The organism is Paenarthrobacter sp. GQ52, from assembly GCF_059759005.1.
The window spans coordinates 72,282-91,005 of record NZ_JCAXEJ010000016.1 but is presented as its reverse complement, the minus strand read 5'-3'; the positions used below and the strand labels follow the sequence as shown (position 1 = coordinate 91,005).

16 protein-coding genes are annotated in these 18,724 nt (G+C 63.6%); 4 read left to right on the top strand and 12 right to left on the bottom strand.

Going from position 1 to position 18,724, the window contains the following annotated elements; all coding sequences use genetic code 11:
- Positions 1-22: 22 nt before the first annotated feature.
- Genes AC6CH8_RS17865 through AC6CH8_RS17850 form a run of 4 tightly spaced genes read right to left on the bottom strand, consistent with a single transcriptional unit; the run spans position 23 to position 5,136 of the window.
- Positions 23-1,522 (bottom strand): rhamnulokinase, encoded by a 1,500-nt coding sequence (locus AC6CH8_RS17865; RefSeq protein WP_498191701.1) that lies wholly within the window; start codon positions 1,520-1,522, stop codon positions 23-25.
- Between the two features lie 8 nt (positions 1,523-1,530).
- Complete coding sequence (locus AC6CH8_RS17860) at positions 1,531-3,561, bottom strand: bifunctional aldolase/short-chain dehydrogenase (RefSeq protein ID WP_498191700.1); 2,031 nt, start codon at positions 3,559-3,561, stop codon at positions 1,531-1,533.
- A 4-nt stretch (positions 3,562-3,565) separates the two neighbouring features.
- The gene (gene rhaI, locus AC6CH8_RS17855; RefSeq protein WP_091469766.1) at positions 3,566-4,732 is read right to left on the bottom strand and encodes an L-rhamnose isomerase; all 1,167 of its coding nucleotides are present in this window, start codon (positions 4,730-4,732) and stop codon (positions 3,566-3,568) included.
- Positions 4,729-5,136 carry an L-rhamnose mutarotase gene (locus AC6CH8_RS17850; protein ID WP_420179205.1) on the bottom strand — a complete coding sequence of 136 codons (408 nt, stop codon included), beginning with the start codon at positions 5,134-5,136 and terminating at the stop codon, positions 4,729-4,731. The genes rhaI and AC6CH8_RS17850 overlap by 4 nt, the downstream gene beginning before the upstream one ends.
- A gap of 126 nt (positions 5,137-5,262) precedes the next feature.
- On the opposite strand from AC6CH8_RS17850, the gene AC6CH8_RS17845 reads away from it, so the two are divergent.
- Entirely contained in the window at positions 5,263-6,279 is a 1,017-nt protein-coding gene (locus AC6CH8_RS17845) for a LacI family DNA-binding transcriptional regulator (RefSeq protein WP_498191699.1), read from the top strand.
- 60 nt (positions 6,280-6,339) lie between these two features.
- Here AC6CH8_RS17845 and AC6CH8_RS17840 read toward each other — a convergent pair whose 3' ends face one another.
- The 7 genes from AC6CH8_RS17840 to xylA form a co-directional block, all read right to left on the bottom strand.
- Entirely contained in the window at positions 6,340-7,236 is an 897-nt protein-coding gene (locus AC6CH8_RS17840) for an aldose 1-epimerase family protein (RefSeq protein WP_498191698.1), read from the bottom strand.
- Positions 7,233-8,768 (bottom strand): L-arabinose isomerase, encoded by a 1,536-nt coding sequence (araA, locus tag AC6CH8_RS17835; RefSeq protein ID WP_091469776.1) that lies wholly within the window; start codon positions 8,766-8,768, stop codon positions 7,233-7,235. The genes AC6CH8_RS17840 and araA overlap by 4 nt, the downstream gene beginning before the upstream one ends.
- 47 nt (positions 8,769-8,815) lie before the next feature.
- On the bottom strand, positions 8,816-9,523 hold the full coding sequence (locus AC6CH8_RS17830) for an L-ribulose-5-phosphate 4-epimerase (RefSeq protein WP_178995765.1): 708 nt from the start codon (positions 9,521-9,523) through the stop codon (positions 8,816-8,818).
- Complete coding sequence (araB, locus tag AC6CH8_RS17825; protein ID WP_498191697.1) at positions 9,520-11,271, bottom strand: ribulokinase; 1,752 nt, start codon at positions 11,269-11,271, stop codon at positions 9,520-9,522. The genes AC6CH8_RS17830 and araB overlap by 4 nt, the downstream gene beginning before the upstream one ends.
- A 209-nt stretch (positions 11,272-11,480) precedes the next feature.
- Positions 11,481-12,464, bottom strand: coding sequence for a LacI family DNA-binding transcriptional regulator (locus AC6CH8_RS17820; protein ID WP_091469784.1), 984 nt, complete (start codon positions 12,462-12,464; stop codon positions 11,481-11,483).
- Positions 12,465-12,533: 69 nt separating this feature from the next.
- The gene (locus AC6CH8_RS17815) at positions 12,534-13,964 is read right to left on the bottom strand and encodes a xylulokinase (RefSeq protein ID WP_498191696.1); all 1,431 of its coding nucleotides are present in this window, start codon (positions 13,962-13,964) and stop codon (positions 12,534-12,536) included.
- Positions 13,965-14,063: 99 nt separating this feature from the next.
- Positions 14,064-15,251, bottom strand: a complete 1,188-nt coding sequence (gene xylA / locus AC6CH8_RS17810) for a xylose isomerase (RefSeq protein ID WP_420179199.1) — start codon at positions 15,249-15,251, stop codon at positions 14,064-14,066.
- Between the two features lie 144 nt (positions 15,252-15,395).
- Here xylA and AC6CH8_RS17805 point away from each other — a divergent pair, with 144 nt between their 5' ends.
- The 3 genes from AC6CH8_RS17805 to AC6CH8_RS17795 all read left to right on the top strand — a co-directional run bounded on the left by AC6CH8_RS17805 (position 15,396) and on the right by AC6CH8_RS17795 (position 18,063).
- Entirely contained in the window at positions 15,396-16,601 is a 1,206-nt protein-coding gene (locus tag AC6CH8_RS17805; protein WP_498191695.1) for an ROK family transcriptional regulator, read from the top strand.
- Between the two features lie 152 nt (positions 16,602-16,753).
- Positions 16,754-17,833, top strand: coding sequence for a YihY/virulence factor BrkB family protein (locus tag AC6CH8_RS17800; protein ID WP_498191694.1), 1,080 nt, complete (start codon positions 16,754-16,756; stop codon positions 17,831-17,833).
- Between the two features lie 20 nt (positions 17,834-17,853).
- Entirely contained in the window at positions 17,854-18,063 is a 210-nt protein-coding gene (locus AC6CH8_RS17795) for a hypothetical protein (RefSeq protein ID WP_498191693.1), read from the top strand.
- 26 nt (positions 18,064-18,089) lie between these two features.
- Here the strand turns inward: AC6CH8_RS17795 and AC6CH8_RS17790 are convergent, their stop codons facing one another.
- Entirely contained in the window at positions 18,090-18,263 is a 174-nt protein-coding gene (locus tag AC6CH8_RS17790) for a hypothetical protein (protein ID WP_364308921.1), read from the bottom strand.
- Between the last annotated feature and the right edge of the window lie 461 nt (positions 18,264-18,724).

Genomic DNA, 18,724 nt, shown 5'->3' with positions numbered 1-18,724 from the left:
GCCATTCCCCGTCCAAACACGGTCACGAACGGCTGGACTGCAGGGCGGCCGCCGGCACGTAGTGTTCCAGTGCGGTTCCTGCCACCACCAGCGCACGCAGTTCGGCCAGCCCACCGGTCACCGCCCCGGCAGCGCGCGCCTGGACCAGGACGTTGCCCTGCGCAGTTGCCTCAACGGGTCCGGCGATCACGGGCTTGCCGGTCGCATCAGCGGTTAGTTGGCACAAAAGCCGGTTCTGCGAACCGCCACCCACGATGTGCACCACGCTGGTGCTGTGGCCGGTGAGCCGTTCGGCGTCGGCCAGCGTCCGGGCATACCCGGCAGCGAGGCTATCCATAATGCAACGCACGACGGCGGCAGGCCGGTCCGGGAGCACCGCGCCGGTGTTGCGCACGGCTGCGCGGATACGGTCCGGCATGTTGTCAGGGGCCGTGAAGGCAGGATCGTCCGGGTTGATCTGCGGACCTCCGGCAGGGAGCGCAGCAGCTGAGTCAAGCAAAGCCGGGAGCGACTGGCTGAATCCCTGGGCAGCCCACGTACGCTGGCATTCGCTCAACAGCCACAGGCCACCCACGTTGCGGAGGTAGCGGATGGTGCCGTCCACGCCGCGTTCGTTGGTGAAGTTGGCCTTGCGGCTCGCTTCGGTGAGCACCGGGGCGTCCAACTCCACGCCCACAAGGGACCAGGTCCCTGAGGAGATGTATGCAAAGTCTTCCTGATCAGCGGGGACGGCGGCGACCGCCGAAGCAGTGTCATGCGACCCAGCTGCCACCACCGTAGTGTCCGCAGGCAGCCCCGTTTGCTCAAGGACCGCGGACAGCAGGGTGCCCACGGTTTCACCGGGCTGGACGAGCGGCGGGAAGATGTTCCGGGGCAAGCCGAGAGCATCCAGGAACTCCGTGGCCCACTGGCCCGAAACGGCGTCGAAGAGCCCGGTGGTGGAGGCGTTCGTGGCCTCGGTCCGGCGCTCACCGGTCAGCAGGAAGGCGATCAGGTCCGGGATCAGGAGAGCCTGCACCCCGTCCAGGTTCGGCTCTGCCGCCAGTTGGTACACCGTGTTGAACTGCAAGTACTGCAAGCCAGTAGTGGCATACAACTTCTCCGGCGAAATGACCGCATGGACCCGCTCCACAGTGGCGCGGCTCCGTTCGTCCCGGTAGCTGTACGGTTGCGCGGTGAGCGCGCCGGCTTTGTCCACGAGGCCGTAGTCGACAGCCCACGTATCGATGCCGATGCTGACGATGCGCTCGCCGTTCCCACGTGCCACGGCAGCGGCCGCCGCCAGGCCCTTGAGCACCTCAGCGAACAGGGCATCGAAGTCCCAGCGGAGGCCGCCGTCGAGCTCCACCACCCCGTTGGGGAAACGGTGAATGGTCTCCAGAGACACCCCGGACGCGGTGGAAACGCGGCCCAGCATGACGCGGCCGGAGGAGGCGCCGATGTCGATTGCGGCGAACACTGCGGGAGCGGACACCGCCCCGGCGTGTGCCGGGGCGGTGCTCGCGGTGGTTCCGTTGTTCACTATGAGTCCTAGCGCAGGAATGCTGCCGCAACGCCGGCGTCCACGGGGATGTGGAGGCCGGTGGTGTGGGACAGCTCGTTGCTGGTGAGCACGGATGCGGCGTTGGCCACGTGTTCCGGGAGGACTTCGCGCTTCAGGAGCGTGCGCTGGGCGTAGTACTTGCCCAGTTCCTGCTCGTCCACACCGTAGACCGCGGCGCGCTTGGCGCCCCAGCCCCCGGCGAAGATGCCGGAGCCGCGGACCACGCCGTCGGGGTTGATGCCGTTGACGCGGACACCGTGCTCGCCCAGTTCAGCGGCGAGCAGTCGGACCTGATGCGCCTGGTCCGCCTTGGTGGCCGAATAGGCGATGTTGTTCGGGCCCGCGAACACGGAGTTCTTGGAGGAGATGTAGATGATGTCTCCGCCCAGGCCCTGATCGATCATCACCTTGGCTGCGGCCTTGGACACCAGGAACGAGCCCTTGGCCATGACGTTGTGCTGCAGGTCCCAGTCCTTTTCCGTGGTTTCGAGCAGGGGCTTGGAGATGGACAGTCCGGCGTTGTTGATCACCAGGTCCAGGCCGCCGAAGGCGAGTACGGCTTCCTGGATGGCGGCGGCGATCTGGGCTTCGTCGGTCACGTCCGCCTGGACGCCGATGGCGACGTCGGAACCACCCAGTTCCTCGGCCACCTTTTGCGCGTTCTCAAGGTTCAGGTCGGCAATCACTACGCACGCGCCGTCGGACGCCAAACGGGTGGCGATCGCCTTGCCGATGCCCGACGCCGCACCGGTCACCAACGCGATGCGCGTGGCGTGGGACTTGGGCTTGGGCATGCGGGCGAGCTTGGCTTCTTCCAGCGCCCAGTACTCGATGCGGAACTTCTCGGATTCCTCGATCGGGGCGTAGGTGGAAATGGCCTCGGCGCCGCGCATCACGTTAATGGCGTTGATGTAGAACTCGCCGGCCACGCGTGCGGTCTGCTTGTCCTTGCCGAAAGAGAACATGCCAACGCCGGGAACCAGCACGATGGCCGGGTCCGCGCCGCGCAATGCCGGGCTGTTCTCGTCAGCATGACGGTCGTAGTACGCCTGGTAATCCTCGCGGTAGGCCGCGTGGAGTTCCTTGAGGCGGGCCACGGAGTCTTCGATCGAGGCGTCGGCCGGCAAGTCCAGGACCAGCGGCTTGACCTTGGTGCGCAGGAAGTGGTCCGGGCAGGAGGTGCCCAGCGCGCCGAGCCGCGGGTGCTCTTCGGACTCAAGGAATTCAAGAACGACGGCGTCATCGCTGAAGTGCCCCAGCTGCGGCTTGTCCGTGGAGGCCAGGCCGCGGATCACCGGTGCGAGGGCAGCGGCCTTGGCCTTGCGCTCTGCCTCCGGGAGGGCGCTGTAGCCGGGGAGGGTGGCGCCGAAGGGCTCGGACTTGCCGTTTTCCTTGATGTAGTTCTCGGCCTGGTCAATGATCCAGAGCGAGTTGGCCTCGGCCTCTTCGGACGTGGCGCCCCACGCGGTGATGCCGTGGCCGCCCAGGATGGTGCCGATGGCCTGGGGGTTGGCTTCCTTGATCGCGGCGATGTCCAAGCCCAGCTGGAAGCCAGGGCGGCGCCAAGGCACCCAAACAACCTTGTCGCCGAAGACCTTGGAGGTCAGTGCCTCGCCGTCCACGGCGGTAGCAATCGCGATGCCGGAATCCGGGTGCAGGTGGTCCACATGGGCGGCGTCCACCAGGCCATGCATGGCGGTATCGATCGACGGCGCTGCGCCGCCCTTGCCGTGCAGGCAGTAATCGAACGCGGCCACCATTTCGTCTTCACGCTCGACGCCGGGGTAAACGGACTTGAGTGCCTGCAGCCGGTCCAGCCGGAGAACTGCAAGGTTCTCAGCCTTCAGTGTGCCGAGATCGCCACCGGAGCCCTTGACCCAGAGGAGCTCAACGTCCTGGCCTGTGACAGGGTCCTTCTCCATGCCCTTGGCGGAGGTGTTGCCGCCCGCGAAGTTGGTGTTCCGTTTGTCCGCTCCGAGGCGGTTGGAACGGTTGATCAGTTCTTCAACAGTGCTCATCTTTTTAAGCGCCCCATCCGGCTTGCTGGCCGCCTGCGCGGTCCTCATTGATCTTCTTCTGGTAACCGCTGGCCTTGTAGGCGGCCATCGGGTCGGCGGGCAGGCCGCGGGATTCGCGCCACTCGGCCAGGACCGGGCGGACGTCGGTGTAGAAGGCATCGTTGAAGATGCCGTTGGCGGCCAGGACATCCCCGGCGCGCTGGGCTTCGGTCAACGCGGCGGTGTCCACGAGCAGGGCGCGGGCGGTCATTTCCTGGACGTTGAGGACCGAGCGGATCTGGCCCGGGATCTTCTCTTCAAGGTTGTGGCACTGGTCCAGCATCAGCGCGACGCCGGAATCCTTTCCGAAACCGCCACCACGGATGACCTCGTGCATGATCCGGAACAACTGGAACGGATCAGCCGCGCCAACAATCAGGTCATCATCCGCGTAGAAACGGGAATTGAAGTCGAAGGAACCCAGCTTGCCCAGGCGCAGGAGCTGCATGACGATGAACTCGATGTTGGTACCCGGGGCGTGGTGGCCGGTGTCCAGGCAGACGAACGCCTTCTCGCCCAGGGCAAGGGTCTGCGCGTAGGAAGTACCCCAGTCCGGAACATCGGTGTGATAGAAAGCCGGCTCGAAGAACTTGTACTCCAGGACCAGGCGCTGCTCGTCGCCGAGGCCCGCGTAGATCTCCTGGAGGGACTCTGCCAAGCGGTCTTGGCGGCCGCGGATATCGTCCTGGCCCGGGTAGTTGGTGCCGTCGGCCAGCCAGATCTTCAAGTCCTTGGAACCAGTGGCGTGCATGATCTCGATGCACTCCAAATGGTGATCGATCGCGCGGCGCCGCACGGACTCATTGGACGAGGTCAGGGAGCCGAACTTGTACTCGTCATCCTGGAAAGTGTTGGAGTTAATCGTGCCCAGCCCAACGCCCAAGCCGGTGGCGTACTCGCGCAGGGCGGCGTAGTCATCCACCTTGTCCCACGGAATGTGCAGCGCCACGGTGGGGGCCAGGCCCGTCAGCTCGTGGACCTTGGCGGCGTCGGCGATCTTTTCCTGAACGGTGCGCGGAGTACCCGGAGTGCCGAAGACCTTGAATCGGGTCCCGGAATTTCCGTAGGCCCAGGACGGCACTTCAATGGCCAGTTCCCCTAGACGGCCCAGGGCCGATTCTGTGGTGTTCATGCTTGTTCCTTTTGATAATCGTGGGCGGAGTCTTTATCTATGTGCGCGGCGCTGGTGGCATCTTTGACGACACCCGCCGCGGCAAGCTGGTCTTCAAGGTTGAAGACTTCCTCGATGACCTCGAAGCCCTGGTCCGGAGGGACGTCGCTGTCTGCGAAGAGGGTGGCCATCTCGGCTTGCCAGCGGGCATTGACCTCAGTCACGGCCATGCGGGCCTGGGCTGCCTCGTAGTCTTCGCATTCCAGATAGCCGATCAATTGGCCGTCCGGAGCAAGGAAGAGTGAGTAGTTGTTCCACCCTGCGTTTTTCAGTGCGGACAGCATCTCCGGCCATACGGCGGCGTGGCGCTGCTTGTACTCGGCCATCAGTTCCGGCTGGACTGAAGAGCGGAAACAAACCCTCATGTGCGGATCTCCAGGATCACTCGTCTTTGAATCGTTTCATTTGTTACGATTCAAATTACCCTCGTAAACGGGAGGGTGTCAAGGCGTTTCCAACACATTGACGTCAGCCAGCGGAGATCGGAAAGCATGTCCCAGACAGCCAGCATCAAAGACGTTGCAACCCACGCCCAGGTAGCAGTGGGAACTGTTTCCAATGTGCTGAACTATCCGGATCGGGTTTCGCAGAGGACCAAGGAACGTGTCCTGAAATCCATCGCTGAACTTGGCTTTGTCCGCAACGACGCCGCCCGCCAGCTCCGCGCCGGCCAAAGCAGGACCATCGGCTTGATCGTGCTCGACGTTGGAAACCCTTTCTTCTCCTCCGTGGCCCGTGCGGCGGAAGATGCGGCGGCGACTTTGGGCAGTGTCGTCCTGGTGGGGGATAGCGGCCAGGATGCTTCGCGCGAAGCCCACTACATGGATCTGTTCCAAGAACAGCGTGTCCAAGGCCTGCTGATTTCGCCGGTGGGTGACGTGGGTCAGCGGATCGATACCCTGCGCGAACGAGGAGTCCCAACAGTCCTGGTGGATGAACTCGCAGACACCGATCGTTGCAGCTCGGTCTCCGTGGATGACGAGGAAGGCGGCTACTTGGCCGCCAAGCACCTGCTGGACCTGGGCCGCCGTCGTCTGGCTTTTGTTGGCACGCCCTCCATCCGCCAGGTAGCCAGCCGACTCAAGGGCGCGCAGCGCGCTGTCAGTGAAGTATCGGATGCCACCATCGAGGTGCTCGACTCAGTGGGGCAGACCGTCCTGACCGGCCGCAAAGTGGGCAACAGCTTGGTGGAACGCTCCCCGGAAGAGCGGCCCGAAGCCGTCTTCTGCTCCAACGACCTCCTGGCCCTCGGAGTCATGCAATCCCTGACGATGCTGCGAACCGTTCGTATTCCGGAGGACATCGCCCTCATTGGGTACGACGACATCGATTTCGCCATCTCCGCAGTGGTGCCGCTGTCGTCCATCCGACAGCCCACCGAGGCGCTCGGCCGGACGGCGATTGAGTTGCTCGCCGAGGAGCAAGAGAGTGGCGGAACCAAACACCGGTCCGTGGTGTTCACCCCCGAGCTGGTGGTCCGCCAAAGCACCGCCGGCGCACCCAAGTAGGTCGCATTAGTGCGCGTTTTGGGCGGTCAAAACGCGCACTACTGCGACCCAGTTGGGGAGCTACAGGGCGTAGATGCTCCAGGACGCCGTGTGTTGGGTGCCGGGTTCCAGCCGGATCAGGTCCGTGCCGCTGTTGAAGGCATCCGGCGGGCACGTCATGGGCTCCACAGCCAGTCCGATTCGGCCCGGGACGGGTGCCGGCTTGTCAGCCGTATGGATCTGCAGCCATGGGCAGCTTTCGTCCCAGGACATTCCGACGCCGGTGCCCGCAGGGTCGCGTAGCGACAGCCGCGCCAGCCCGCCGTCGAACGCTATTCCTGTGAAGGCATGGTCGATTTCGGTGCTGCCGATGGCGCGGGCTGAGCGGAAGTCGAACTCGTGTCCTTCCACGCCGACGACACCCAAGGGCAGCAGCCGGTCCGGCGTGACCTCCAGGTAAGAGTCGGCGGCGAACTCGAGAACCCACTCATCCAGCGGTGATGTGCCGGCCACAAGGTAAGGGTGCGGGCACACGCCGTAAGGGGCGGCGACGTCCGCCGCATTGACTGCTGTGACGGACGTATGAAGTCCGGCGTCGTCCAGCATGAATCGGGCCGAAAGCTCCAGCACGAACGGGTATCCCGGCGTGGGCCCTACCGTGCACGTCAATGTGAGCGAGCCGGCGTCGGACTCTTTCAGGGCCCAATCGAGCGGGAACGCAAGCCCGTGCAGCGCAGTAGCCCGCTCCGGTTCGTTGATAGGAAGCTGGTGCTCGACGCCGTCCAAGCTGTACGCGCCGTCCGCGATCCTGTTGGGCCACGGCGCGGCAATAACGCCACGGTAGTCAGGGATCGGGCCGCCCTCCGGAAACGGGACCACGAGGTCCCGGCCTTCAAATTGCAGGACGCGCAGCGCAGCCGCGCGGGCGGTCACGACGGCGGTGTAGCCGCCCGCACTCAGGGTGAATTCGGTGCTCACAGGCCGCCGGCCAGCTTGTAGTACGCGGCGTTCCAGTTAAGTTCTTTCTTGAACTGTTTGATGGTGGTGCCTTCGTCGATGGTGAGGAGTTCGGTCTTGGCGATTTCGGCGAAGTCCTCGAATACGTCCAGGCCCACCTGCGTGGACAATACCGTGTGGTGCGCGGCGCCGGCGGTGAGCCACGCTGCGGCCGAGGTAGCGAAGTTGGGCTTTGGCTCCCAGAGTGCGCGGGCTACGGGCAGGTTGGGGAGTGGCTGGTCGAGATCGACGACGTCCACCACGTTGGCCACCAAGCGGAACCGATCGCGCATATCGGACAACGCCACGACGATGCCGGGGCCCGCGTCGGTGTCGAACACCATGCGGACAGGGTCTTCCTTGCCGCCGATGCCCAGCGGGTGGATCTCAACACGCGGCTTTTTGGCGGTGAGCGACGGGCAGACCTCCAGCATGTGCGCGCCCAGGATCTTCTCGGAGCCGGGCTCAAGGTGGTACGTGTAGTCCTCCATGAGTGACGCGCCACCGGGCAGGTCGCCGCCCATCACCTTGGCGGCGCGGACCAGGATCGCGGTCTTCCAGTCGCCCTCGGCGCCGAAGCCGTAACCGTCGGCCATGAGGCGCTGGACGGCCATTCCCGGCAGTTGACGCAGCGCCCCCAAATCCTCGAAAGAGGTGGTGAAGGCTGCGGAGCCGTTGGCTTCCAGAAAGCTGCGGAGACCCAGCTCGATCCTGGCGCTGTAACGCAGCGACTCGTGACGGTCGCCGCCTGCTTTGAGTTCGTCAACCACGTCGTAAAGGCGCTCGTACTCTGCAACCAAAGCGTCGACGTCGGACTCTGCTGCGCCGTGGACGGCGTCGGCGAGCTCGTTGACGGACCACGTGTTCACGGAGACGCCGAAGCGGAGCTCGGCTTCGGTCTTGTCGCCTTCGGTGACGGCGACGTTGCGCATGTTGTCGCCGAAGCGGGTCAACTTCAGCGTGCGGACGGCGGCCCATCCGGCCGAGGCGCGCTGCCACGCACCAACCTGGCGGGCAACCTCAGGGTTGCTGACATGCCCGACGACGGTCTTCCGCGGCACGCCGAGGCGCGACTGGATATATCCGAACTCGCGGTCGCCGTGGGCTGCCTGATTGAGGTTCATGAAGTCGAAATCGATGTCAGCCCAGGGAAGGTCCCGGTTAGCCTGTGTGTGCAGGTGAAGCAGGGGCTTGCGGAGGGCATCCAGGCCTTGGATCCACATCTTGGCGGGGCTGAACGTGTGCATCCAGGCGGTCACGCCGATCACGGAATCGTCTGAATTGGCTTCCAGCGCGGTGCGACGGATGGCGTCGGAATCGGTGAGGACGGGCTTCCACACGAGCTTGACCGGAACGTTGCTGTTGGCATTGAGGACGTTGGCAATCTCCTGCGACTGCGCTGCGACCTGCTTGAGGACGTCCTCGCCGTAGAGGTGCTGGCTGCCCGTGAGGAACCAGACCTCGTACTGGTCGAGGGAAGTGTTGTTAGCGGAAGTATTGACGGCGGTAGGCATGGGGTGCTCCTGGAGTGTGGTGGTCCGAATGGTTTAGCGGCGGCGCTTTAGCGGCCGTAAACGTTCTGGTATCGGTCGTAGAGGGACTCAATCTTGGCTTGGTCGATGGGCAGCGGCTCGCCGAGTTGTCGGGAAATGTGGACTGTCCTGGCCACTTCCTCGCACATGACCGCAGCCTTGACGGCGTCGCGGGCGGATTTGCCGATGGTGAAGGGGCCATGGTTCTGCATGAGCACCGCGGGAGAGTTGGAGTTTTTGAGCGTCTCCACGATGCCCTGCCCGATGGAATCGTCACCGATCAACGCGAACGGTCCCACCGGAATGGGCCCCCCGAATTCGTCGCCCATCATGGTCAGCACGCAGGGGATTTCCTCGCCGCGGGCAGCCCAGGCCGTTGCGTAGGTGGAGTGCGTGTGGACCACGCCACCCACCTCCGGCATGTGGCGGTAGACGTACGCGTGCGCGGCGGTATCCGATGACGGGGAGAGGTCCGGGTTGCCCCAGTCCACGGTCCCGGCGCTTCCGGTGTTGATGCCCCTCACAGGTGTGCCATAGAGGTCGGTGACCACCATCAGCTCGGGCGTCAGGTTGTCATAGGAGACGCCCGATGGCTTGATGACCATGAGGTCATGTCCCGGGATCCGACCCGAAACGTTGCCGGCGGTCCAAACCACAAGTTCGTACCGGGTCAGTTCGGCGTGCAGCTCGCAGACTTCCTTGCGGACCTTCGCGATTGTTTCCAGAAGGGTGCTCATGCTGTGGCTCCTTCCAAGGTGCCGGACTGGGTGGCCTGGCCTTGTTGTGCTGAACCCTGTTGTGCTGAACCCTGGATCGCGGCGCGCTGGATGGCCTTGAGGCGGTGCATGACGTTGTTGGTGCCGCGGCCGAAGTAGTCGTGGAGAGCTTTGTATTCCTGGAAGAGGACCTCGTAGGCGGCCACGTTTTCGGGGATGGGAGTGTAAACGGCGCCGGGTGCAGCTGCCATGGCGGCGGCTGCTTCACGAATGTCCTTGTACTTCCCGGCAGCAACAGCGGCGTGGATTGCCGAGCCCAGGGCGGGACCCTGCTCGGATCCGATGGTGGAAAGCTGTAGGCCAGTGATGTCAGCGTAGACCTGCATCAGGAACTTGTTCTTCAGGAGACCACCGGCCACGATGAATTCCCTGACGGGAACACCCGAATCGCGGAACGCATCCACGATGGTGCGGGTCCCGAAAGCCGTGGCTTCCAGCAGAGCCCGGTATGTGTCCTCGGGTTTGGTGGCCAAGGTCTGGCCCACCACCACGCCGGAAAGTTCGTGGTCAACCAGCACTGATCGGTTGCCGGAATGCCAGTCCAGGGCGATCAGTCCGTGCTCGCCGATGGCCTGCTTTTCTGCGAGTCCGGTGAGGTATTCGTGGATGCCCAGGCCTTGATCTTTGGCGGCCTGGTGGTATTCCGGCGGGACCCCGTTCTTGGTGAACCAACCGAAAATGTCGCCAACTCCGGACTGGCCTGCTTCGTAGCCCCACAAGCCGTCCACGATGCCGCCGTCGACGACTCCGCACATGCCGGGGACTTCGCGGAGAACGTCCCCGTTCATTACGTGGCAGGTGGAAGTGCCCATGATCGCTACGAGCTGGCCTGGTTCAACAGCGTTCGCGGCCGGCGCGCTGACGTGGGCGTCCACGTTGCCTACTGCCACGGCGATTCCCGCCGGAAGCCCGGTCCAAGCCGCGGCTTCTTCGGTGAGGTAACCGGCGGCGTCGCCCAAGCGGCCGATGGTGTGTTCGAGTTTGCTGCTGACAAAGTCCTTGAAATCAGGATTGAGGGCAGCCAGGAAGTCCTCGGAGGGGTACTTTCCATCCTGGTAAATGCCCTTGTAGCCAGCCGTGCAGGCGTTGCGGACGTAGCTGCCGCAAAGCTGCCAAACAATCCAGTCCGCGGCCTCAACCCAGTGATCCATGGCGCCGTAGACTTCGGGATCTTCCTCGAGGAGCTGCAGCCCTTTGGCGAATTCCCATTCGGAGGAGATCAGGCCGCCATAGCGGGGAAGCCAGGACTCGCTGCGTTCTTCAGCGAGCTGGTTGATGCGGTCCGCCTGCGGCTGGGCCGCGTGGTGGCGCCACAGTTTGACGAACGCGTGCGGCCGGTCGGCGAAGCGTTCCAGTTCGTTCAGCGGCGTGCCGTCCGCCGTCGTCGGAACCATGGTGCACGCGGTGAAGTCGGTGGCGATGCCCACCACGTTTGCCGGGTTGATTCCGGCATCGGCGACGGCGGCCGGTACCGCATTGCGCAGGACGTCGCGATAGTCATTGGGCACCTGGAGGGCCCAGTCGGCTGGGAGGCGCTGGCCGGTACCCGGGAGTTTTTCCGTCACGACGGCGTGCGGATACTCGAACACGCCGCTGCCGAGTTCTGCTCCGTCCGAAACGCGCACGACGACGGCGCGGCCGGACAAAGTGCCATAGTCCACGCCGACAACGAACTGCTCGTCCAGCGGGAGATTTTCAAAGGTATTCATGGGGTCTCCATCCGGCTGGCCAAGGCCTCATTGCCGGGGGTCGGGGTGGAAAAGTGAAGAAGGTCTGATGCAATTGTTAGCGCTCACAACTTTGATGTCAAGAGGGGACCATGTGGAACAGGTGCTCATGGCGGAGGTCAGGCGAAGGCGCACCCAAGTAGGTAGCAGCAGACGTCGTTTTGAGCGCTCAGAACGCGCACTGCTGCGACCTAGTTGGAGGCGGGAGCCGTGGTGGAGCGGACTACCAGCCGGGGCGCCACCGTGGCAGGCGTGCCGGTGGTGCCGCTCTCCAGCCGGTCCAGTAGCAAGGCGATGCAGCGCTGGCCGAGCTCCTCGAAGTCCTGGGCCACCGTTGTCAACGGCGGGATGAAGTATGCCGACTCCGGTTGGTCGTCGAAGCCCACCACGCTGATGTCCTCCGGTACCTGGACGCCGAGTTCATGGAACGCTCGGAGAACGCCGAGGGCCATTTGGTCATTTGCGACAAAGAGAGCCGATACGGAGCGGTCGGCGGCGATTTTCAAGCCTTCGCGGTAGCCGCATTCGGCGCTCCAGTCGCCCTCGATGAGCGTCATAGGTTCAATCCCGGCGTCTGTTAGGGCATCCCGCCAACCCTCGATACGGGCAGCGGCGTCAATCCAATCGGAGGGCCCGGATAAGTGTCCGATCCGTTGGTGCCCCAGTTCCAAGAGATGCTCGACGGCGAGACGCGCGCCTTGCCGCTGGTCCACAGTGGCACCCGTGAGGTGTTCGTCGCCGATGGATCCCACAGCGACCATGGGGACTTGGGCGGTGATGTCTTTGAGGACATCAAAGGTCCCCGGGTGGGGCACCGTTACTACGACGCCGTCGACGCCTTGGTCCATGAAGTGCGCCATGGCGTCCTTAATGGTCTCCGGCGTCACTTCGCGCAGGGCTGCGACGCTGACGAAATAGCCCGCCTCCCTCGCCGCCTGCTGGACTCCGAGGAGCGTGTGCGATGGCCCGTACTGCGCCATTTCGCTGCCGAGTACGCCAATGGTCTGGGATCGCCGTGTTACCAGGCTTCGTGCGGCGGTGTTCCGACGGTACCCCAGCTCTGTGATGGCCTGCTCCACGCGCTCGCGGGTCTTGGAGCTCACATTGGGGTGGTTGTTCAACACCCGGGAGACGGTCTGGTGGGAGACACCTGCCACTCGGGCAACGTCCTCCATGACAGGAGGCCGGGGCGGTGCGGTTTCTTCAGTGCTCACCCTGTCACGATAGAGCACCCGCGACGTCGATCAGCTTTTGGCCACCTTGGCAGCGTAGTGGCGGTACCTCGTCAGGAATTCGGGACTCTCGGCGATATTTCCGCGAACAACCTCTGTTCCCTCGAGTGGCCATTCCGGCAAGCTCCCTGTCAGAACGCCTGCAGCTTGCCGGGCCGCGCCGTCTGCCACGTATTCTCTTGGTTCGGGGACGAACACCGGCACACCGAAGGCTGCAGCGGCGATCTGCTGGACCGCAGTCGATTGCGCACCCCCACCCACCAGGATGATGCGCTGGGCGGAGACCCCCTGTTCCTGCAAGGCGGCCAGCCCGTCGGCCAGCGAACACAACACACCCTCTACAGCGGCCCGTGCCATGTTGGCGGGAGTGTAATTGGAAACGGTGATGCCGTGGAGGGAGCCGGTGGCTTCCGGCAAATTAGGGGTTCGTTCGCCCTCGAAGTATGGGACGAGGGTCAGCCCTCCGGCGCCCTCCGGAGCAGAGAGTGCCAAGTCGCCGAGCTCCGGCAGGGTGATGCCCAGTAGTGCAGCTGTGGCATCGAAGATTCTCGTCGCATTGAGCGTGCAGGCCAACGGCAGGTAGTTGCCGGTAGCGTCCGCGAAGCCTGCCACGAGCCCGCTTGCATCAAGCGCCGGGACATCTGAAACCGCGAAGACTGTCCCCGACGTTCCAATTGAAATCACTACGTCCCCGACACTCGCACTTACTCCCAGACCTGCTGCTGCATTGTCGCCTGCACCGGGCCCGATGAGTGCCCCGCCGGGGGTCTTTCCCGCGGCCTCCAACGGCCCGGCGACAACGGGCAACACGGGAACGTGGCCGAGCGTGTTGTTGAGGACTTCTGGAAGGTATCCGCCGCTGCTGGCAGAGTAGTAGCCCGTGCCGGAAGCATCCGAACGGTCTGTGCGGAGGAGATCCAAGGCGGCCGGCCCACTTCCGGGCCCGTGTCCGGCCAACCGCCAGGACAGCCAATCGTGGGGTAGGCAAACCGCTGCTGTCCGTTGGGCGTTAGCGGGTTCGTTTCGGGCCAACCATCGAAGCTTGGTGGCCGTCAGCGATGCCACCGGGACGGTTCCGGTGTGCGATGCCCAGTAGGACGCGCCTGCCGTGGCATCGCCATCGCCGGCGTCAAGGATCAGCGCTTCCGCGTCCGGGGCCGAGCGGGTGTCATTCCACAACAATGCGGGTCTGACAACGCCTCCGGACTCATCGAGACACACCATGCCGTGTTGCTGACCGCCAACAGACACGGCGTCGACGTCATCCAAACCGCCTGCCTGTGCGATTGCTTCCTGGAGGGCTGACCACCAATGGTCCGGGTGAACTTCGGTGCCCTCCGGGTGGGAGGCCCGCCCGTGACGTACCAAGGCGCCAGTGGCTGAATCCCGGATGACCACTTTGCAGGACTGGGTGGAGCTGTCGATCCCGGCTACGAGAGGCATGCGCTCATTCCTTATGGGGACCGCCGCCGGGCGTCAAGGACCCCTGTAAGGAGAGACCTTGGGGAGCCCGGCGGCGGGATGACGGTGGGTGGGAGTGACCTAGCGGGAGCCGAGCAGGTGCTCGATGGCCAGCTGGTTGAGGCGGACGAAGGCGAATGAGCGCTCGGCGGCCTTATCGGCGTCGAACGTGTCGAACGCGCTGGCGTCAGCCAGCAGGTCTGCGGTGGTCTCGCCAGCGTTCAGCGTCGCCTCGCCTAATTCGAAGACGCCTGACGTGGTGAGTGCTTCCTGGACGTCCGGGTCTGCGCGGAAGGCCAGGGCGCGTTCCTTCAGCAGGAGGTACATGGACATGTTGGACTTGGCTGATTCCCAGACGCCGTCGTAACCATCGGTACGTGACGGCTTGTAGTCGAAGTGGCGCGGACCGTCGTACTTCGGACCGCCATTGGGGAAGCCGTTCTCCAGAAGGTCCACGGTGAAGAAAGCGCTGGTGAGGTCGCCGTGGCCGAAGACAAGGTCCTGATCGTACTTAATGCCGCGCTGGCCGTTGAGATCGATGTGGAAGAGCTTGCCCGCCCACAGGGCCTGGGCGATGCCGTGCGTGAAGTTCAGGCCGGCCATCTGCTCGTGGCCTGTTTCCGGGTTAAGGCCCACGATGTCGCCGTGTTCCAGCTGCGCGATGAACGCCAGGCCGTGGCCGACGGTGGGCAGGAAGATGTCGCCGCGGGGTTCGTTTGGCTTGGGCTCCAAGGCAATCCGAAGGCCGTAGCCCTTCTCTTTGATGTACCCGGCTGCGGTGTCCACGCCTTCCTTCATGCGATCCAGTGCTGCGGAAAGATCCTTGGAACCGTCATATTCGCTGCCTTCGCGGCCGCCCCACATCACGAAGGTCTCGGCACCCAGTTCCGCAGCAAGGTCAATGTTCCGGAGGATCTTGCTCAATGCAAAGCGGCGGATGGACCGGTCGTTCGAGGTGAACCCGCCATCCTTGAACACCGGGTGGCTGAACAGGTTGGTGGTGACCATAGGCGTTTTCAGGCCGGTCTCTGCCAAGGCTGCCTTGAAGTTCTTCAGGATCAGGTCCCGCTCGGACGCCGTGGCATCAAAGGGAATCAAGTCATTGTCGTGGAACGTGATGCCATAGGCGCCAAGCTCGCTGAGCTTGTGAACAGCTTCCACCGGATCCAGGGCGGGACGGGTGGCGACGCCGAACGGATCGGCGCCGGTCCATCCAACGGTCCAAAGGCCAAAGGTGAAGCGGTCCTGCGGGGTGGGCTGCGGGGTCATTTTGCTCCTTTGCAAAGCACTGGGGAAGAACTTGAAGAAAAGCACTCCAATTAGTTTTCAATCTGAACTATATGGTGGATGATGGATCATGGTCAATGGAAGCCGGCAAAAATTTCTTAGAATCTGTAAGGAGGTCCCGCGCCAGTGAATGAGCAGACCGCACCCGGACGCGTAGGTGACGTCCGCCGTCGAAATCTTTCATTGGTGATGGACTCCATTGCCCGAACAGGAGAAGGCAAGCCCAGCCGCGCGCAGTTGGCCGCGGGAACCGGACTGACCAAAGCGGCGGTTTCCAGCCTGGTCGCCGACCTCGTTGAGTCCGGGCTGGTCTCGGAAGTGGGCCTTTACCGGGACGGGGAGCGGGGACGGCCCGGCCAGGGCTTGGAACTCAGCGCCCGCCGTGGCGTAGTGGGCATGGAGATCAACGTGGACTACTTGGCCGTGGGCCTCGTGGACCTGGGAGGAAATCTCCGATTCCACTCGACTGTTGAATCGCGAAACCGGGGCCTGGCGCCTGAAAAGGTCATGGAACGCCTGGGTTGCCTGGCCGACGAAGCAATAGCCGCTGCGGCCGCTGCGGACATCTCGATCCTCGGCGGCGGGCTGGCGGTTCCGGGTTTGGTGGATGAGCAGCGCAACCTTGTGTTGTCCGCTCCAAACCTGCACTGGGAGCACGAAGCGCTGAATCCGCAGGACCTGCTGGAAGGCGCACCGCTTGGCGTCAGGTTGTCCAACGAGGCCAACAGTGCAGCACTCGGAGAGCTTTGGTATGGCGCAGGTCGGCCGGACTTCCTCTATGTTTCGGGGGAGGTGGGTGTTGGCGGGGGCGTCATTATCGGTTCGGAACTTTACACCGGACCTGGCGGATCAGCCGGCGAACTTGGCCACATCGTCGTCCACCCTGACGGGCCTGCTTGCTCCTGCGGTGGGGCGGGGTGCTTGGAAACCTTTGCCGGCCAGGAAGCCATTTTCGAGGCGGCCGGCATCCCCGAAGGATCGCTGGGTGGGCGTACGGAACTGCTGCTGGCGGCCTTGGCTGCCCGGGAACCGCGGGCCACGCGGGCGGTTCACGACGCCGGGAGGTACTTGGGCGTCGCGCTCGCCTCGTCTGCCCGGTTGATGGATATTGAAGCCGTAGTCCTCGGCGGGCACTTTGCCGTGCTTGCGGAATGGCTCAGGCCGGCGCTGCTCAGCAGTTTGGAGCGCTACGCGCCGGGTCTGCTGGATCCGGGCAACCTGACAGTGTCTGCCCTTGAACATTCCGGAACGCTCCTTGGCGCTGCCGGCCAAGTGATCCGGTCAGTGATTGAGTCGCCGTTCGAGTTCCTGCTGGCGAGCAAGCTGGCTTAGGCCAGTCCAATGCGGTCCGCGATAATCTTCCGGGGCCGAAGGTCCTGATCGGCGTGGATTAACCGGCGTGGGTTCTTCCGAATGAATCATCAGCATGCTTACTATTGATGGGTCAGTTGTTCGCGCAAAATACCCAAACGGACGAGTGCCCCATGACTACACAAGACTCAGCCCACACCAGCACAGCCAAGGCGCAGAGTGCTCCGTCCCCCGAGGACTCACGCAAGCCGGACAGTCCCAATGACCTGGTGAAGCCCACGTGGATGTACGTTGCCAAGAGGACGTTGCGGGAGTTCACCAAGGATCAGTGTCCGGATGCGGCGGCAGGTCTGACCTACTACGCTGTCCTCTCGCTGTTTCCCGCGCTCCTGGCCCTGGTTTCGCTGATTGGCATCTTTGGCGACGCCGGACGCACAACATCGGCGCTGCTGGACATTGTCCAACAGTTCGCGCCGGGGCAGGGCGTTGACGCCATGCGCCAGCCGATCGAGGAACTCACGCAGTCCAACACGGCAGGGCTGGCGTTGGTTTTCGGTATTCTGGTGGCGCTTTGGTCGGCCTCCGGCTACACCACAGCTTTCAGCCGGGCCATGAACCGGGTGTATGAAGTGGACGAGGGCCGCGGCTTCGTCAAACTGCGCGGCACGATGCTCGCCGTCACTATCGTTGCCGTCGTCGGTGCAGCCATCGCCGCAGCCATGCTGGTCCTCAGCGGCCCCGTGGCCGAGGCTATCGGAGGCGCCATCGGGTTGTCGGAGACCGCCCTCACCGTTTGGAACATCGCCAAGTGGCCGGTCCTCATCATTATCGTGGTCGCGATCATCGCGGTGCTCTACTACTTCACTCCCAACGTCAAGCAGCCCAAGTTCCGTTGGATGAGCATGGGCTCCCTGATCGCCCTGGTGATTTTCGCACTGGCATCGCTGGGCTTCGGCTTCTACGTTGCCAACTTCAGCAACTACAACAAGACGTACGGCGCCCTGGCAGGGGTCATCATCATGCTGCTGTGGCTCTGGATCCTGAACATGTCCCTACTGTTCGGTGCAGAGTTCGACGCCGAGATGGAACGCGGACGCCAACTGCAGGGCGGCATTGAGGCCGAAGAAAGCATCCAGCTTCCGCCGCGCGATACCAAGAAGAGCGACAAGATGCAGGAGAAGGAAGAAGAAGTAGTTCGCCGCGGTGAGGAACTTCGCGAAACCCACGGTGACGAGCCGAAAAAGAACAGGTAGCGGCAATGGAGGATCTGGCCATGGCACCCGGTGCAAGGAGCAAGAAGCTCAAGGCCATTAAGAACGGCGACAGCGTCCGGATCAGTGGTGAGGTTTTCCAAGTCAACTCCGTCGAACCCCAGGACGGCTCGCGGAACATCAGCTTGGAATTGGAAGGGCTCGACGGCGGGTTGGTCACCCTTATCGGCCTGCCGAAGGCCAAAGTGCAGCTCGCTGCGCGAGCCTCCTGAATCCGGGCCAGTGGCGGGTTGAAGGCTCAGGCTTCGGCGGGAAAGCCTTGATCTGCGTCATCCCACCAGCCCTCCCAGGCGCTTGAGGTCAGGCGCTTCGTGGCAATGGCGGGGGAGTGCTCGGGGCTGGATTCGCCGGATGGGCCGCTGTGGCTGCCGCTGGCGTCGAGGAAAAAATTCAGGGTCTTCAAGAGCATCATGGTGGTGTCCTTTCAGTGGTTTCGTGGACGTCTTTGTCCAGGTAAAACCAGCGTAGGCGGCCATTGTTTCCTCTCGTCGACACAATGTTTCAGCTGTGTACCACTTATCTCACCTGCGCACTCCACGACTTATAGCGGACACAAATAGGGGTGTGCCGTCACCACCTTCTTTGGACCCGGGACTGCGGCGACACACCCCCAATGCGGCGTGTCCGGGCAGTTTCAGAATCAAAGTGGGTGGTGGCCGTACCTTCGCAGCAGCCAAGCACGCTAAAAGATGCGACGGCGGCGCTCGCGGGCCCCCGCCGTCGAGCCTTTTCCGGCAGCGGGGATGGCGAACGTCATGCAAAGCCCATTGCGCCTCCGAAAGCGACTCCCGCCGGCGGAATCCCAGTGTCGCGGCATTTACGCGTGGCGCGGATGGAGAGGACTCGGCCACGAGATGCTGGAAAGAGGGTGCG

Excerpts from the sequence above, each read along its gene's own strand:
- AC6CH8_RS17860 (WP_498191700.1), bottom strand. The coding sequence starts at position 3,561 with ATGAGCACTGTTGAAGAACTGATCAACCGTTCCAACCGCCTCGGAGCG.
- rhaI (WP_091469766.1), bottom strand. The coding sequence starts at position 4,732 with ATGAACACCACAGAATCGGCCCTGGGCCGTCTAGGGGAACTGGCCATT.
- AC6CH8_RS17850 (WP_420179205.1), bottom strand. The coding sequence starts at position 5,136 with ATGAGGGTTTGTTTCCGCTCTTCAGTCCAGCCGGAACTGATGGCCGAG.
- AC6CH8_RS17845 (WP_498191699.1), top strand. The coding sequence starts at position 5,263 with ATGTCCCAGACAGCCAGCATCAAAGACGTTGCAACCCACGCCCAGGTA.
- araA (WP_091469776.1), bottom strand. The coding sequence starts at position 8,768 with ATGCCTACCGCCGTCAATACTTCCGCTAACAACACTTCCCTCGACCAG.
- AC6CH8_RS17830 (WP_178995765.1), bottom strand. The coding sequence starts at position 9,523 with ATGAGCACCCTTCTGGAAACAATCGCGAAGGTCCGCAAGGAAGTCTGC.
- araB (WP_498191697.1), bottom strand. The coding sequence starts at position 11,271 with ATGAATACCTTTGAAAATCTCCCGCTGGACGAGCAGTTCGTTGTCGGC.
- AC6CH8_RS17820 (WP_091469784.1), bottom strand. The coding sequence starts at position 12,464 with ATGGAGGACGTTGCCCGAGTGGCAGGTGTCTCCCACCAGACCGTCTCC.
- AC6CH8_RS17815 (WP_498191696.1), bottom strand. The coding sequence starts at position 13,964 with ATGCCTCTCGTAGCCGGGATCGACAGCTCCACCCAGTCCTGCAAAGTG.
- xylA (WP_420179199.1), bottom strand. The coding sequence starts at position 15,251 with ATGACCCCGCAGCCCACCCCGCAGGACCGCTTCACCTTTGGCCTTTGG.
- AC6CH8_RS17800 (WP_498191694.1), top strand. The coding sequence starts at position 16,754 with ATGACTACACAAGACTCAGCCCACACCAGCACAGCCAAGGCGCAGAGT.
- AC6CH8_RS17795 (WP_498191693.1), top strand. The coding sequence starts at position 17,854 with ATGGCACCCGGTGCAAGGAGCAAGAAGCTCAAGGCCATTAAGAACGGC.
- AC6CH8_RS17790 (WP_364308921.1), bottom strand. The coding sequence starts at position 18,263 with ATGATGCTCTTGAAGACCCTGAATTTTTTCCTCGACGCCAGCGGCAGC.